We start from the raw sequence: 16,106 nt of genomic DNA, 5'->3' as shown, positions 1-16,106 counted from the left end.
CAGGTTCGGCTATGGATAGTTTCACTCTTCTGGCAAATGGTTTCGCCGTTGCCCTGCAGCCGCTCAATCTGCTCTACGCGTTGATCGGCGTAACACTCGGCACTGCCGTCGGCGTTCTTCCCGGCATCGGGCCGGCGCTTACCGTGGCGCTTCTCCTTCCCGTTACCTACAAGCTCGATCCAGCCGGCTCGCTGATTATGTTCGCCGGCATCTACTATGGCGGCATGTATGGTGGCTCGACGACGTCGATCCTGCTGAACACGCCCGGCGAAAGCGCCTCGATCGTCACTGCGCTCGAGGGCAACAAGATGGCGCGGGCCGGGCGAGGTGGTCCGGCGCTCGCGACAGCTGCCATCGGTTCGTTCGTTGCCGGCTTCATAGCGACGATGGCGCTGGCGCTGATTGCGCCGACCATTGTCAAGTTCGCGCTATCGTTCGGGCCGGCCGAATATTTTGCCCTGATGATTCTTGCGTTCATGACCGTTTCGGCCGCGTTCGGCGATTCGACGTTGCGCGGCTTGACGGCGCTGTTCCTCGGCCTTGCGATGGGACTGGTCGGCATCGACCTGCAAACCGGGCAGGCGCGTCTCGCCTTCGGCATTCCGGATCTTCTCGACGGCATCGAGGTGACGACACTCGCGGTCGCGCTTTTTGCCATCGGCGAAACCCTGGCCGTTGCCGCCTCGCGCACCACCGCTGAAGAGAAGATCGAGCCGGTCAAGGGCTCGGTGTGGATGAGCCGCGAGGATTGGTCGCGTTCGTGGAAACCATGGCTGCGCGGAACCGCCATCGGCTTCCCGATTGGCGCCATGCCAGCCGGCGGTGCCGAGATCGGCACATTCCTGTCCTATTCGGTGGAAAAACAGCTGGCTAAACGGCCGGAGGAGTTTGGCAAGGGCGCCATTGAAGGCGTGGCCGGTCCGGAGGCCGCCAATAATGCATCCGCCGCCGGTACGCTCGTACCACTTCTGACCCTCGGCCTGCCGACCAGCGCGACGGCGGCGATCATGCTCGCCGGCTTCCAGCAGTTCGGCTTGCAGCCAGGGCCGCTCTTGTTTGCGAACAATCCGCAGATCGTCTGGGGTTTGATTGCGAGCCTGCTCGTTGCCAACTTTATGCTGCTCGTCTTGAACCTGCCGCTTGTTGGGCTGTGGGTACGATTGCTGTCGATCCCGCGGCATTGGCTCTATGCCGGCATCCTGGTCTTCGCGACGCTTGGCACGATTGGGGCAAACCCATCGACCTTCGAGCTCGGCATGCTCCTGGCCTTCGGCGTGCTCGGCTATGTGCTGCGTCTCTTCGGCTATCCGATCGCGCCAGTCGTCGTCGGGCTAATCCTCGGACCGATGGCCGAGCAGCAGCTTCGCCGCGCTCTTGCCATCAGCCAGGGCGATCCGACGGTGCTCGTGCACTCGCCGATCGCGGTTATACTGTTGCTGCTTGCAGTCTGCGCCGTCGTGGTGCCGCTCATCATGCGGGCACGCGGCAAAGGCAAGGTCCTGTCGGCCCTCGCGGCTAACGAGGACTGATCAGCGTCATCGATGATCCGCCGGGACTGTCTAGTTCCGGTGGATCGCGTTGAACTGAACCGGATCGATGCCGAGCGCACGCAGATCCGATGCGGCCGGCTGGTAGCCGGTGCGCGTGGCCGATGCCACGGCGACAGCGCTGCCCCATACATTGAAGAAGCGGCCGATCCTGCTGGTTTCATTTTTCCTGATCATTTTTTCCATCCTTCTCGCATCCATGCTGCGATGCCACAAAGATAGGATCGCTGAGCCTTCGCCGTTAGGCCCGATGCTGCAAGGCAGCCATGCGCAAATGCATTGCAATGCACGCTGCCGTGTACCAGGAGATGAAATGCGTCTCGGCGCTTGAAACCTTAACGGCAATTCGGTATATAGAAGTCATATTCTTGGTCGATAGAACAGGAGTGGGTCCAGACCGGTCCCGCTCTTTTTTGTTTCTTAAGGCCGAAACAAGGAACATTTCTGCGTGACTGAAAGCGCCAATACACAACAGGAAGCAGCCGCAAGCGGCGCGACCGACGAGCGGATCATTACCGAAACCGGGGTTGATGCGCGCGTCGCCGGTATCATCGAGCCGGTCCTTACTTCGATAGGCTTCCGGCTGGTCCGGGTCCGTCTGACGGGCCTTAACGGGTTGACACTGCAGATCATGACCGAGCGCAATGACGGCACCATGACCGTCGAGGATTGCGAACTGGTCAGCCGCACCTTGTCGCCGGTGCTCGATGTCGAGGATCCGATCGATCGCCACTACCATCTCGAGGTTTCATCGCCCGGCATCGATCGCCCGCTGGTCCGCAAGTCGGATTTCACCACCTGGGCCGGTCATATCGTCAAGGTCGATACCTCGGCGGTCCACCAGGGGCGCAAGAAGTTTCGCGGCCGCATCGCTGCGGTATCTGATGAAGCGGTTACCGTCGAAAGCGATCAGGCAAGCTATGGCGACAGTCCAGTGGTCGAAATCCCGTTCGAATTGATCGCGGATGCGCGGCTGGTATTGACCGACGACCTTATCCGCGACGCGCTGCGGCGTGACAAGGATCTGCGCGAAGGCCGCATCGCGGATGACGACGCGGACGCGGCTGAAGCGAGCGACGCGACGTCCGCCGCCGACCAGGAACAAACAAAGAAGAATTGATCTTTCATACGCCAGCGGGAGAAGCGCGGCGGTGAACCCAAGGAGAAGAAAATGGCAGTCAGTGCTAACAGGCTAGAACTTCTGCAGATCGCTGACGCGGTAGCGCGCGAGAAGTCGATTGACCGCGAGATCGTCATTGCGGCAATGGCCGATGCCATCCAGAAGGCCGCCCGCTCGCGTTATGGCCAGGAAACCAACATCCGCGCCGACATCAATGCCAAGACCGGCGAAATCAAGCTGCAGCGCCTTCTTGAAGTGGTCGATGCGGTAGAAGACCCGGTCACCCAGATCGGCATGGATGCCGCGCGCGACCGCAATCCCGATGCGCAGGTTGGCGATTTCCTTGCCGATCAGCTGCCGCCGATGGATTTCGGCCGTATTGCCGCCCAGTCGGCCAAGCAGGTCATCGTGCAAAAGGTTCGCGAAGCCGAGCGCGATCGTCAGTATGACGAGTACAAGGATCGTGTCGGCGAAATCATCAACGGCAGCGTCAAGCGCGTCGAATACGGCAATGTGATCGTCGATCTCGGCCGAGGTGAAGCCATTATCCGCCGCGACGAACTCATCCCCCGCGAGACCTTCCGCTATGGCGACCGCGTCCGCGCTTATGTCTACGACGTGCGCCGCGAACAGCGCGGCCCGCAGATCTTCCTGAGCCGCACGCATCCGCAATTCATGGCAAAGCTTTTCACCATGGAAGTGCCGGAAATCTATGACGGCATCATCGAAATCAAGTCGGTTGCCCGTGATCCGGGTTCGCGCGCCAAGATCGCCGTGATCTCGCGCGATTCGTCCATCGACCCCGTCGGCGCTTGCGTCGGCATGCGCGGTTCGCGCGTTCAGGCGGTCGTCGGCGAGTTGCAGGGCGAGAAGATCGACATCATTCCGTGGTCGCCGGAGCCTGCATCCTTCATCGTCAACGCGCTGCAGCCGGCCGAAGTCGCCAAGGTTGTTCTCGATGAAGATGCCGAACGTATTGAAGTTGTGGTCCCGGATGACCAACTATCACTTGCGATCGGTCGTCGTGGCCAGAACGTCCGCCTTGCTTCACAGCTGACAGGCTGGGATATCGACATCCTCACCGAGCAGGAAGAATCCGAGCGCCGCCAGAAGGAATTCGTCGAACGTTCGAACCTCTTCATGGAGGCGCTGGACGTCGATGAAATGGTCGGCCAGGTTCTTGCTTCCGAGGGCTTTGCCAGCGTCGAGGAAATTGCCTACGTCGATAGCGACGACATTTCCTCCATCGACGGCTTCGACGAGGAAACGGCGGCTGAAATCCAGCAGCGCGCCCAGGAATACCTTGCCCGCATCGAAGAAGAGCGGGATGTGCGCCGCAAGGAACTCGGTGTTTCCGACGAATTGCGCGATCTGCCGGGAATGACGAATGCCATTCTCGTTGCGGTCGGTGAAGACGGCGTCAAGACGGTCGAGGATTTCGCAGGCTATGCGGTCGACGAACTCACCGGCTGGCGCGAACGCAAGGATGGCGAAACGGTCAACTACCCCGGCATCCTGTCGCAGTTTGATGTCAGCCGCGCTGATGCGGAACAAATGGTCCTCGCCGCGCGTCTGAAGGCAGGCTGGATCACGGAAGAGGACCTTGCTGTGGAAGAGGCGGCGGAAGCCACCTCCGACGAAGAGGTTGCCGGCTGACCTTCGATCCCGAAAGTTGCATGACTATTCGGGAAGGGTCATGCGGAATTATCGAAGGGCGATTGAGGCGTGGAACCGGAAATGAACGACAGGACGTGCATCGTCACGCGTGACAGCGGTTCTGTCGACGACATGATCCGGTTTGTCGCCGGCCCTGACGGAACGGTTGTGCCGGATCTGAAGCGCAGCCTTCCCGGCCGGGGATGCTGGGTGAAGGCCGAGCGGCGCTATTTGGATGAAGCGGTCAAGCGCAAGCTGTTTCCGCGCGCATTGAAGGGTGCCGTCGTCGTCCCCGACGATTTCGGAGCGGTCGTTGATCGAATGCTCGCAAAATCCGCGCTGGGAAGTTTTGGGTTGGCGCGCAAGGCCGGGGTTGTGGTAACAGGGGCGGCAAAAGTCGACGCCGCCATCCGCAACGGTACTGCCGCACTCGTTCTTCATGCCCATGAAGCGGCGGAAGATGGTGTTCGCAAGCTTGACCAGGCACGCCGTTCGGTAGTTTATGCGGGCGGACCGGAAATACCCGCTCTTTCATTGTTCGAAAGCAGTGAAATGGATTTGGCATTGGGCGGGGTAAATGTGATACATGCTGCCGTACTCAAGGGAATGGCAGCTGCCGGGTTCGTTAAGCGGGCCTGGTTGCTTCAGCATTTTCGCGGTGGCCCCGAGGATCAGGCCATCGCAAAAACGGCATTTGCCGCGAAGGAAACGGAAACGGAATGAGCGATACGAAATCGACAGACGACAAGACGCTTGGCGTCAATAAGAAAACCCTGACCCTGAAGCGGCCCGGCGTTGAACAGAGCACGGTGCGCCAGAACTTCAGCCATGGGCGGACGAAGTCTGTTGTGGTTGAAACCAAGAAGCGCAAGTTTAATCTTCCGGATCACAAGCCGGAGGTCGCGCCTCCTGCTGCCGCCGCGCCGGCGCCTGCACCTTCGCCCGCACCGGCCCAGGTTCGCCCGGCCGTTCAGCCTGCGGCAGCGCCGGTGAGCGCGCCCGCGGCTGCACCGCGTCCAGCAGCGACGGCAACTGCCGCGCCGGTCGCTCAGCCCACCGCGCGCCCGGCCCAGCCGCAGCAGCGTCCTTCCGGCCAGCAGCAGCCGTACCGTCCCGCCGGCCAGCGTCCGAACGACCGTTCCGGCATGGTGCTGAACACGCTCTCGAGCGCCGAGCTCGAAGCGCGTCGCAAGGCGCTCGAAGGTTCGAAGGCGCGTGACGCCGAAGACCGCGCCAAAGCTGCGCTCGAAGCCACACGCCGTGCGGAAGAAGATGCATTGCGTGCCAAGGAGCGTGAGGAATCCGCCCGCCGCCAGGCCGAGGAAGAAGAGCGCCTGCGCCGCGAGGCCGAAGCCAAGCAGAAGGCCGAGGAAGAATCGCGCAAGCGCCAGCCCGAGCTAAAGACCGCCGACGATTCGGCGCTGAAGGCTCCGGCGCGCAAGACCAATGCCACCGAGGAAGAAGACGATCGCCGTGGACCAGCAGGTGCCCGCCGCGGTACCAGCGCCGTGCCGGCCAAGCCCGAGGTGCGCGCGCCGAAGGTTGTGCGTGGTGAAGACGAACGCCGTCGCGGCAAGCTGACATTGGGCGCTGCCCTTGATGATGAAGGCGGCCGCAACCGTTCTCTCTCGGCGATGCGTCGCCGTCAGGAGAAGTTCAAGCGCGGGATGCAACAGGAAACGCGTGAGAAGATCGCGCGTGAAGTCATTCTGCCTGAAACGATTACCATTCAGGAACTTGCCCAGCGCATGGCCGAGCGATCGGTCGACGTTATCAAGTTCCTGATGAAGGAAGGCCAGATGATGAAGCCGGGCGATCTGATCGATGCCGATACGGCACAGCTCATCGCCGAGGAATTCGGCCACACGGTTCGCCGCGTTGCCGAGTCCGATGTCGAAGAGGGCATCTTCAACGTTGAGGATGACGCTGCAGCACTGGAGCCACGTCCGCCGGTCGTCACCATCATGGGTCACGTCGACCACGGCAAGACCTCGCTGCTCGATGCCATCCGCCATGCCAACGTCGTCTCCGGCGAAGCCGGCGGCATTACCCAGCATATCGGCGCATACCAGGTCGAGCAGAACGGCCAGAAGATCACCTTTATCGATACGCCCGGCCACGCCGCCTTCACGGCAATGCGTGCCCGCGGTGCTCAGGCGACTGACATTGCGATCCTCGTCGTCGCGGCCGACGACAGCGTCATGCCGCAGACGATCGAATCGATCAACCACGCCAAGGCGGCCGGTGTTCCGATCATCGTGGCGATAAACAAGATCGACAAGCCTTCCGCTGATCCGCAGAAGGTGCGCAACGGCCTGCTGCAGCACGAGGTTTTCGTGGAATCGATGGGCGGTGAAACGCTTGACGTGGAAGTGTCGGCAAAGACCGGCGCCGGTCTCGAAAAGCTGCTTGAAGCCATCCTGCTCCAGGCGGAAATTCTCGACCTGAGGGCCGATCCGCACCGGACCGCCGAGGGCGTGGTCATTGAAGCCAAGCTCGAGCGCGGCCGTGGCTCGGTTGCCACCGTGCTCGTCCAGAAGGGTACCTTGCATCCTGGCGACATCATTGTTGCCGGCAGCGAGTGGGGCCGCGTTCGCGCGCTGGTCAATGATCGCGGCGAGAACATGAAGGAAGCAGGCCCGGCAACACCGGTGGAAGTGCTCGGTCTGCAGGGTCCGCCCCAGGCAGGCGATCGCTTCGCGGTTGTCGAGAACGAAGCCAAGGCACGCGAAATCTCTGAATACCGTACGCGCCTTGCCCGTGAAAAGGCAGTGGCCAAGCAGGCAGGTTCGCGCGGCTCGCTCGAGCAGATGATGAGCCAGTTGCAGGTGTCCGGCCAGAAGGAGTTCCCGCTCCTGATCAAGGGCGACGTGCAGGGCTCGATCGAAGCCATTTCCGGCGCGCTGGATAAGCTCGGGACCGATGAAGTGCGGGCCCGGATCATCCATTCCGGCGCTGGCGGTATCACGGAAAGCGATATCGCGCTTGCCGAGGCCTCCAATGCTGCGATCATCGGCTTCAACGTGCGTGCCAACAAGCAGGCACGTGACCTTGCCGAGCGCGAAGGCATCGAAATCCGCTACTACAACATCATCTACGATCTCGTGGACGATGTGAAAGCAGCCATGTCGGGACTTCTTTCGCCAGAACGGCGCGAGACCTTCCTCGGCAACGCGGAGATTCTCGAGGTCTTCAACATCACCAAGGTCGGCAAGGTTGCCGGTTGCCGTGTTACGGAAGGCAAGGTCGAACGTGGTGCTGGCGTACGCCTCATCCGCGACAACGTTGTCATCCACGAAGGCAAGCTCAAGACGCTCAAGCGCTTCAAGGACGAAGTTTCCGAAGTGCCGGCGGGCCAGGAATGCGGTATGGCATTCGAAAACTACGACGACATTCGCGCAGGCGATACGATCGAAGCTTTCCGCGTCGAGCACGTCACCCGCACGCTGTAAAAGCGTCTGTTAAGATCGATGGGACCGCCGGAATGAAAGCCGGCGGTCCGTTATCGTTATTTGGATAAGATCGTTATGTCTCGTTTTGCATCATCGGGTCCCTCACAACGCCAGTTGCGCGTCAGCGAGCAGGTGCGCCACGCAGTTGCGCAGGTGCTCCAGCGCGGCGAGGTTCGTGATCCGACGCTCGAAAATGCCGTGGTTGCCGTCTCGGAAGTGCGCATGTCGCCGGACTTGAAGATCGCGACTTGTTTCGTCTCGCCGGTCGGCGCCACCGACAGCGAAGGCGTTATCACGGCGCTCAACAAGAGCGCCAAGTTCATTCGCGGACGCGCCGCGCCGTACCTCAAGCAGATGAAGTACATGCCGGAGTTCCGCTTCCGCATCGATACCAGCTTCGATAATTACGCGAAGATCGATGCGCTTTTGCGCAAGCCGGAAGTAACCCGCGACCTTCACGCCGATGATGACGATGATGGCGGCGAGCCAAATCCCGGCGATGTTCCCGGACACGACGGTAACGACTAAGATGGCAAGACAGCGCAAGAAGAAGGGCCGCCCGGTTTCCGGCTGGCTGATATTCGACAAGCCGAAAGGCATGGGTTCGACCGAAGCCGTCTCCAAGATCAAATGGCTTTTCAAGGCGGAAAAGGCCGGACACGCCGGAACGCTTGATCCGCTTGCCTCCGGTATGCTGCCCATTGCCCTTGGTGAAGCGACGAAGACGGTTCCCTATGTGATGGACGGAACCAAGATGTATCGCTTCACGGTCACTTGGGGTGCAGAACGCACGACCGACGACCTTGAAGGCGAAGTAACGCTGACGTCGGCCGATCGGCCGGACGAGGCTGCAATCAAGGCGATCCTGCCCAAATATACCGGCGTGATCGAGCAGGTCCCGCCAAAGTTCTCCGCGATCAAGATCGCTGGCGAACGTGCCTATGACCTTGCCCGCGGCGGCGAGGAAATTGAAATACCCGCCCGCGAAGTCGAGATCGACCGGCTCGAACTCATAGAGCGGCCCGACGATTCCACGGCAATATTGGAAGTCGAGTGCGGCAAGGGCACCTATGTGCGCTCGCTCGCACGCGACATGGGACGCGATCTTGGCTGCTATGGCCATATTGCGGACCTGCGCCGTATCGAAGTCGCGCCGTTCGACGAACAGGATTTCGTGACCTTGGCCGAACTTGAGGCGGCGCATCCGCCTGTGCCCGAAGGCGAAGAGGCCGGCGAGCAATCCTATCAGGCAATCGCCGAGCGCTTTGCCGTGATGGATGCCTTCCTCATCGAGACAGGCGCTGCGCTCGATTGCCTGCCGCAGGTGGCGGTTTCAGACGATCAGGCGCACCGCATCCGCATGGGCAATCCGGTTATACTGCGCGGCCGCGACGCGCCGGTCGAGGCTGACGAAGCTTGCGTTACGAGCCGCGGCAAGCTGCTTGCGATCGGTTTTATCGAGCAGGGCCAGTTCAAGCCGAAGCGGGTGTTTACGGCTTAGCTTCTGGGTTTCGGGTGAAAATCATTTGCGGCTGGTAATTTGCCGCGTTTTCGACTATACGGCCCCCAGCGACAAGCATTGCTCTCGCTTTAACCGGCCCCCGCTGGACGACATCCCGGCCGTGGGCATCCTGTTTTTCCCTTCCAAAGAAAGGATATACGATGTCGATTACCGCTGAACGCAAGCAGGCAGTGATCTCCGAATATGCAACCAAGCCAGGCGATACCGGTTCTCCGGAAGTCCAGGTTGCTGTGCTGACGGAACGCATTGTCAATTTGACCGACCATTTCAAGGACCACAAGAAGGATAACCATTCCCGCCGTGGTCTGCTCAAGCTGGTCTCGACGCGCCGCAGCCTTCTCGATTATCTCAAGAAGGTTGATGAGACGCGCTACCAGACGCTGATCGGAAAGCTCGGCCTGCGCCGCTAACAGACTGGACCGGCGGTCGCTCCTTGCGCCGCCGGTTCTTTTCATCCCTCGCGGGTGAAACTACCATGAGACAGATCATGGGGCAGGATTGCTGGCAACTCGGCTTGGGGAGTTGCACGTTGTCTTGCCCGTGATTGGTCTGAAACGAAACGGAAGATCATCGCGGCACCAAAGGGTGCGCGTTGCCTTCCAATGAAGGACAAGACATGTTTAATCAACACAAGGTTGAAATCGAATGGGGCGGTCGTCCGCTCATTCTTGAAACCGGCAAGATCGCCCGTCAGGCTGACGGCGCGGTGCTCGCCACCTATGGCGAGACCGTGGTCCTTGCCACCGTCGTTTCCGCCAAGGAACCGAAGCCGGGCCAGGATTTCTTCCCGCTGACGGTCAACTACCAGGAAAAGACCTATGCCGCCGGCAAGATCCCGGGCGGCTATTTCAAGCGCGAAGGCCGTCCGAGCGAGAACGAAACGCTTGTTTCGCGTCTCATCGACCGCCCTATCCGCCCGCTCTTTGCCGATGGCTACAAGAACGACACGCAGGTCGTCCTCACCGTCATCCAGCATGACCTCGAAAACAATCCCGACATCGTCTCGATGATCGGCGCTTCGGCAGCTCTTACGCTTTCCGGCGTTCCCTTCATGGGCCCGATCGGCGGTGCACGCGTCGGCTATATCGGTGGCGAGTACAAGCTGAACCCGACGGTCGATGAAATGGTCGAATCCAAACTCGACCTCGTCGTTGCCGGCACAGGCGATGCGGTTCTGATGGTTGAATCGGAAGCGCAGGAACTCGGCGAAGACGTCATGCTCGGCGCAGTCATGTTCGGTCATCGCAGCTTCCAGCCGGTGATCGACGCGATCATCAAGCTGGCTGAAGTTGCTGCGAAGGAGCCGCGCGATTTCGTCTCCGAAGACCTTTCGGCCGTAGAAGCCGCCGTTCTGAAAGTCGCCGAAGACGATCTGCGCGCCGCCTACAAGATCACCGACAAGCAGCAGCGTTATGCCGCCGTCGATGCGGCCAAGACCAAGGTCAAGGCGCATTTCTTCCCGGAAGGCGTCGAGGAGCCCGAATTTTCGGCTGAAGAGATTGCGACCGTCTTCAAGTCGGTTCAGGCCAAGATCGTTCGCTGGAACATCCTCGACACAGGCAGCCGTATCGATGGCCGCGATCTGAAGACCGTTCGTCCGATCGTCTCGGAAGTCGGTATCCTGCCACGCACGCATGGTTCTGCCCTGTTCACCCGTGGTGAGACCCAGGCCATCGTCGTTGCCACGCTTGGCACCGGCGAAGACGAACAGTATGTCGACTCGCTGACCGGCATGTACAAAGAAACCTTCATGCTCCACTACAATTTCCCGCCCTATTCGGTCGGTGAAACGGGACGCATGGGTTCGCCCGGCCGTCGTGAAATCGGCCATGGCAAGCTTGCCTGGCGTGCCATCCATCCGGTGCTCCCGGCCAAGGAACAGTTCCCCTACACGCTGCGCACCGTTTCCGAGATCACCGAATCCAACGGTTCCTCGTCGATGGCAACGGTTTGCGGCACGTCGCTGGCCCTGATGGATGCAGGCGTTCCGCTGCTTCGTCCGGTTGCAGGTATTGCCATGGGCTTGATCCTCGAAGGCGAGAAGTTCGCAGTTCTCTCCGATATCCTTGGTGACGAGGATCATCTTGGCGACATGGACTTCAAGGTCGCCGGCACGGAAGGTGGCATCACCGCCCTGCAGATGGACATCAAGATCGACGGCATCACCGAAGAGATCATGAAGGTTGCCCTGGCCCAGGCCAAGGACGGCCGGGTCCACATTCTCGGCGAAATGGCGAAAGCCATCACCGAAGGCCGTTCGGAACTCGGCGAGTTCGCGCCGCGCATCGAAGTCATGAACATCCCGACCGACAAGATTCGTGATGTCATCGGCTCCGGCGGCAAGGTCATTCGCGAAATCGTCGAAAAGACCGGCGCGAAGATCAACATCGAAGATGACGGTACGGTCAAGATAGCATCGTCCTCGGCCAAGGAAATCGAAGCCGCGCGCAAGTGGATCCATTCGATCGTTGCTGAACCGGAAGTCGGCGAAATCTACGAGGGCACGGTCGTCAAGACCGCCGACTTCGGCGCCTTCGTCAACTTCTTCGGCCCGCGCGATGGCCTGGTCCATATCTCCCAGCTCGCTTCCGAGCGCGTTGCCAAGACCTCAGATGTGGTCAAGGAAGGCCAGAAGGTCTGGGTCAAGCTCATGGGCTTTGACGAGCGCGGCAAGGTTCGCCTCTCGATGAAGGTCGTCGATCAGGAAACCGGCAAGGAAATCGTTCAGGAAAAGAAGCCTGCGGAAGAAGACGCAGAGTAATTTCTCGAGCGAACGCAATTGGAGAGCGCGCCCTTGTGGCGCGCTTTTTTCTTGAACGACCAGAATGGATAAGGCGATGACCGACGGCGCACTCAAGACGCTTTTTCTACCCTTTGAAAACGAAATCCTGCCGGTTCCCGCGGGCCAACGCTGGCTGTTTCTCGGCGCCGAGGCGAACCGCGACATTGCTCTCGCATGGCGTGATATCCTGACCTGCCTCCAGCCATTCAGGCCGGATTTCATCGATCTTGAAAAGGCCGGGTTCAATACGATTCCGCGCCTTGAGGGCCTGCAGACATTTGATGGTGCACTGATCCTGATCGGAAAGCACCGCGGCCGCAATGAAGCCTGGCTCGCCCAGGCTTTCACTCACGTCAGGCCCGGAGGCACGATTGTCGTCGCCGGCGACAAGAAGCTAGGTATCGACAGTTGCCGCAGGACGGTCGAGACTTTTGCGCCGGTTATGGACCGGCTGTCCAAGCACCACGCCGTCGCCTTCTGGCTGACGCGCCCCGAAAAGCTGGCTGTCGACAGCGTCGAAGCGCTGAAGCCGCTCCCTGTTCGAGTCGAAGACCGATACACCACAGCGCCGGGCATGTTCTCGCACATGGCAATCGACAAGGGATCGGCGCTTCTTGCAAAGCATTTCGAAGGCCGCATCAGCGGCCACGTTGCGGATTTCGGTGCAGGCTGGGGCTATCTTGCCAGCGAACTTCTCGGTCACACCGAGAAAATGAAGTCGCTGGCGCTTTATGAGGCCGATTTCGAGGCGTTGGAGGCGGCAAGGCAGAATGTGGTCGGGCCGGCCGACATCCCGGTGTCGTTTCATTGGCACGACGTCAACCGCGAAGCAATTGCGGATATCTACGACACCATCGTCATGAACCCGCCCTTCCACGCCGCACGCAGCGCCGATCCGACCATGGGGCAGGGGTTCATCGCCGCGGCGGCCAAGCGATTGAAGCCAGGCGGTCGCCTCCTTCTCGTCGCCAACCGGCAGATGCCCTACGAAGCCGGACTAAACGCGCTGTTTCGCACGGTGACACCGCTTGAGGACAATGCCGGCTACAAGATCATCGAAGCGAAGAAGTGACATTGGAACAGAAAGGCCCGCCAGCGCATCGCCGGCGGGCCTTCGATAAACACTTCAAGCGCTAGATTATTCCTTGTCGTCGTCGGACTTCTTCAGTTCTTCCAGCGTCGGCATCGAGACGATGTTGTAGCCGGAATCGACGTAATGGATTTCGCCGGTCACACCGTTCGAAAGATTCGATAGAAGGTAGAGCGCCGAGCGGCCGACATCCTCGATGTCGACAGTGCGCCGCAGGGGCGCATTGCGCTTCTGGTAAGAGAACATGGCGCGGGCATCGCCGATGCCGGCACCGGCAAGCGTGCGCACAGGACCCGCCGAGATCGCGTTGACGCGAATACCTTCCGGCCCGTAGTCGGCGGCGAGATAGCGCACCATTGCTTCCAGCGCGGCCTTGGCGACGCCCATAACATTGTAGTTGGGCATGACGCGCGTCGAGCCGCCATAGGTCAGCGTCAGAATCGAGCCGCCCTCCTTCATGAGCTTGGAGGCGCGCTGGGCAACTTCGGTGAAGGAATAGGCAGATATGACCATCGTGCGGCTGAAATTGTCGCGCGTCGTCACATCGGCATAGCGTCCCTTGAGCTGCGCCTTGTCGGAAAAGCCGATGGCGTGCACGACGAAATCAAGCGCGCCCCATTCCTTTTCCAGCGTGTCGAATACAGCGTCCACCGTGGCGATATCTTCCACATCGCAGGGCAGCAGGAACTTCGATCCGAGCTGTTCCGCCAGCGGCGCGACGCGCTTGCCGAACGCTTCGCCCTGATAGGTAAAGGCAAGCTCGGCGCCATTGGCCGCAAGTTCCTTGGCAATTCCCCAGGCAATGGAATGGCTGTTCGCGACCCCCATGATGAGACCGCGCTTGCCTTTCATCAAATCACCCATGTTCAGAGCCTTTCCTGGCCACGCTGGCCGCATTCTGTTGCTCGGCTGACGAGACGATCCATTCGGCTCCCCCCTTTAACCGTCGTAGCGCTGGAACACCAGCGAAGCGTTCGTGCCGCCAAATCCGAAGGAATTGGTGAGAACCGTGTTCAATTTGACATTGTCGATCCGCTTGCGCGCAATAGGCATGTCACCGAAGGCGGGATCGATCTCCTCGATATTGGCGCTCTCGGCGATGAAGTCGTGGTTCATCATAAGGAGCGAATAGATCGACTCATGCACGCCCGTTGCGCCTTGCGAGTGGCCGGTCAACGACTTCGTCGCCGAAATTGGCGGGCACTGATTGCCGGACCCGAAGACCTCGCGAATGGCCTCGATCTCCTTGAGATCGCCGACCGGCGTCGATGTGGCGTGCGGATTGATATAGTCGATCGGTCCTTTGACATTGGCGATCGCCATGCGCATGCACCGGGCTGCGCCTTCGCCGCTCGGTGCGACCATGTCCGCGCCGTCGGAGGTGACACCATAGCCGACGAGTTCGCCATAGATTTTGGCGCCCCGGGCCTTGGCATGTTCGAGTTCTTCGAGAACGAGTACGCCAGCACCGCCGGAGATGACGAAGCCGTCGCGATTTTTGTCATAGGCGCGCGAGGCGACCGCCGGACGATCATTGAACTTCGAGGACATCGCCCCCATGCCGTCGAAGAGGACAGAGAGGGTCCAGTCGAGGTCTTCGCAGCCGCCGGCGAACATCATGTCCTGCTTGCCATACTGGATCATCTCAAACGCATTGCCGACGCAATGGTTGGACGTGGCGCAGGCGGAGGAGATCGAATAGTTGACGCCCTTGATCTTGAACCAGGTGGCGAGTGTTGCCGAAGCTGTCGAAGACATGGCTTTCGGTACGGCGAATGGGCCGACCTTCTTGCTCGATCCGGATTCGATGGTCTTCTCTGCGGCTTCGACGATGGTGCGCGTCGATGAACCGCCGGATCCCATGATGATGCCAGTGCGTTCGTTGGAGATCAGGTCCGCTTCGAGACCGGCATCGGCGATGGCCTGGTCCATGGCGACATGGTTCCACGCCGTCCCGCCTCCATGGAAGCGCATGGCGCGGCGATCGACCAGGGTCGATGGATCGAGTGTCGGAGCGCCATGAACCTGGCTGCGGAATCCATACTTCGCATATTCTTCGGCAAAGACGATGCCTGACTTTGCAGTCCGCAGGGATTCCAGCACTTCCTGCGTGTTATTGCCGATAGAGGACACGATACCCATGCCCGTCACAACCACTCGCCGCATCGCGATCTCCTTGAAGGTGTTGCGCTGGCTGAAGGCTCAGGCAGCGCTTTCCTTGAACAGGCCAACCCGCAGGTCGGTTGCCTTATAGATAGTTTCGCCGTCGGCCTTTAGCCAGCCATCAGCAATGCCAAGGACGAGACGACCGCGCATGACGCGCTTGAAGTCGATACCATATTCGACAAGTTTGGTCTTTGGTGTGACCATGCCGGTAAATTTGACTTCGCCTGTCGAGAGCGCGCGACCTTTGCCGGGCTCGCCCAGCCAGCCGAGGTAAAAGCCGGTCAATTGCCACATGGCATCGAGGCCGAGACAGCCGGGCATGACTGGATCGCCGATGAAGTGGCAGGGGAAGAACCAGAGGTCTGGTTTGATATCGAACTCAGCGCGGATATAGCCCTTGCCGTTTTCGCCGCCTGTCTCAGAAATCTCAGTGATGCGGTCGAACATCAGCATGGGCGGAGCCGGCAACTGCGCATTGCCCTGACCGAACATCTCTCCGCGGGCACAGGCAAGAAGCTCCTCATACCCGTAGCTTGATTTCTGTTCTGGCATTCTTTCTCCCATCGACTGCTTTTGACGTTGGCGCATGGAAAGCAAGACGCTCCTGCGCATGCGGACCCTATCACAGACTGTTTCCGCCTGAAAACGCTCTCTAGAGCAATCCGAAGTCAAATGGAACCCTTGGCTTCGTTGTGCCTTCGGTGAAATCCTTATGACAGAAGATCGGCCGGAATCCGACATAGACGAATGGCCTAAATGCTGCCTATTGAT

Annotated in this window: 14 protein-coding genes; 10 read left to right on the top strand and 4 right to left on the bottom strand. The window is 60.2% G+C overall.

Annotated elements, in window-relative coordinates; genetic code table 11:
- Positions 1-11 precede the first annotated feature (11 nt).
- Positions 12-1,529, top strand: coding sequence for a tripartite tricarboxylate transporter permease (locus HQ945_RS06195; protein WP_027230477.1), 1,518 nt, complete (start codon positions 12-14; stop codon positions 1,527-1,529).
- 30 nt (positions 1,530-1,559) lie between these two features.
- On the opposite strand, the gene HQ945_RS06190 is transcribed toward HQ945_RS06195, so the two are convergent.
- The gene (locus HQ945_RS06190; protein WP_174207811.1) at positions 1,560-1,724 is read right to left on the bottom strand and encodes a hypothetical protein; all 165 of its coding nucleotides are present in this window, start codon (positions 1,722-1,724) and stop codon (positions 1,560-1,562) included.
- Between the two features lie 271 nt (positions 1,725-1,995).
- Between HQ945_RS06190 and rimP the strand changes: the two genes are divergently transcribed.
- The 9 genes from rimP (at position 1,996) to HQ945_RS06145 (ending at position 13,151) form a co-directional block, all read left to right on the top strand.
- Positions 1,996-2,667, top strand: a complete 672-nt coding sequence (gene rimP / locus HQ945_RS06185; protein ID WP_113279718.1) for a ribosome maturation factor RimP — start codon at positions 1,996-1,998, stop codon at positions 2,665-2,667.
- 51 nt (positions 2,668-2,718) lie between these two features.
- Positions 2,719-4,323 (top strand): transcription termination factor NusA, encoded by a 1,605-nt coding sequence (nusA, locus tag HQ945_RS06180; RefSeq protein WP_027230474.1) that lies wholly within the window; start codon positions 2,719-2,721, stop codon positions 4,321-4,323.
- A gap of 81 nt (positions 4,324-4,404) precedes the next feature.
- Positions 4,405-5,046, top strand: a complete 642-nt coding sequence (locus HQ945_RS06175; RefSeq protein ID WP_036813405.1) for an RNA-binding protein — start codon at positions 4,405-4,407, stop codon at positions 5,044-5,046.
- Positions 5,043-7,775, top strand: a complete 2,733-nt coding sequence (infB, locus tag HQ945_RS06170; RefSeq protein ID WP_091919948.1) for a translation initiation factor IF-2 — start codon at positions 5,043-5,045, stop codon at positions 7,773-7,775. Before HQ945_RS06175 ends, infB begins: the two co-directional genes overlap by 4 nt.
- 75 nt (positions 7,776-7,850) lie before the next feature.
- On the top strand, positions 7,851-8,303 hold the full coding sequence (gene rbfA / locus HQ945_RS06165; protein WP_027230472.1) for a 30S ribosome-binding factor RbfA: 453 nt from the start codon (positions 7,851-7,853) through the stop codon (positions 8,301-8,303).
- A gap of 1 nt (position 8,304) precedes the next feature.
- On the top strand, positions 8,305-9,276 hold the full coding sequence (gene truB / locus HQ945_RS06160; RefSeq protein WP_174207810.1) for a tRNA pseudouridine(55) synthase TruB: 972 nt from the start codon (positions 8,305-8,307) through the stop codon (positions 9,274-9,276).
- A 161-nt stretch (positions 9,277-9,437) separates the two neighbouring features.
- Positions 9,438-9,707, top strand: a complete 270-nt coding sequence (gene rpsO, locus HQ945_RS06155) for a 30S ribosomal protein S15 (protein WP_027230470.1) — start codon at positions 9,438-9,440, stop codon at positions 9,705-9,707.
- Positions 9,708-9,913: 206 nt separating this feature from the next.
- Positions 9,914-12,058 (top strand): polyribonucleotide nucleotidyltransferase, encoded by a 2,145-nt coding sequence (gene pnp, locus HQ945_RS06150; protein WP_091919943.1) that lies wholly within the window; start codon positions 9,914-9,916, stop codon positions 12,056-12,058.
- A 76-nt stretch (positions 12,059-12,134) separates the two neighbouring features.
- Positions 12,135-13,151: a class I SAM-dependent methyltransferase gene (locus tag HQ945_RS06145; RefSeq protein WP_113279834.1), complete on the top strand. Its 1,017-nt coding sequence runs from the start codon at positions 12,135-12,137 to the stop codon at positions 13,149-13,151.
- Between the two features lie 66 nt (positions 13,152-13,217).
- On the opposite strand, the gene fabI is transcribed toward HQ945_RS06145, so the two are convergent.
- The 3 genes from fabI to fabA form a co-directional block, all read right to left on the bottom strand.
- Entirely contained in the window at positions 13,218-14,033 is an 816-nt protein-coding gene (gene fabI / locus HQ945_RS06140; protein ID WP_027230467.1) for an enoyl-ACP reductase FabI, read from the bottom strand.
- Between the two features lie 75 nt (positions 14,034-14,108).
- On the bottom strand, positions 14,109-15,335 hold the full coding sequence (gene fabB, locus HQ945_RS06135; RefSeq protein WP_091919939.1) for a beta-ketoacyl-ACP synthase I: 1,227 nt from the start codon (positions 15,333-15,335) through the stop codon (positions 14,109-14,111).
- Positions 15,336-15,371: 36 nt separating this feature from the next.
- Positions 15,372-15,887, bottom strand: coding sequence for a 3-hydroxyacyl-[acyl-carrier-protein] dehydratase FabA (gene fabA / locus HQ945_RS06130; RefSeq protein ID WP_027230465.1), 516 nt, complete (start codon positions 15,885-15,887; stop codon positions 15,372-15,374).
- Positions 15,888-16,106: the final 219 nt, after the last annotated feature.

Source organism: Phyllobacterium pellucidum, assembly GCF_013327855.1.
Lineage (GTDB): Bacteria > Pseudomonadota > Alphaproteobacteria > Rhizobiales > Rhizobiaceae > Phyllobacterium > Phyllobacterium pellucidum.
Note: the sequence above shows the minus strand (reverse complement) of the source record. Positions and strands in the feature narration are given on the sequence as shown.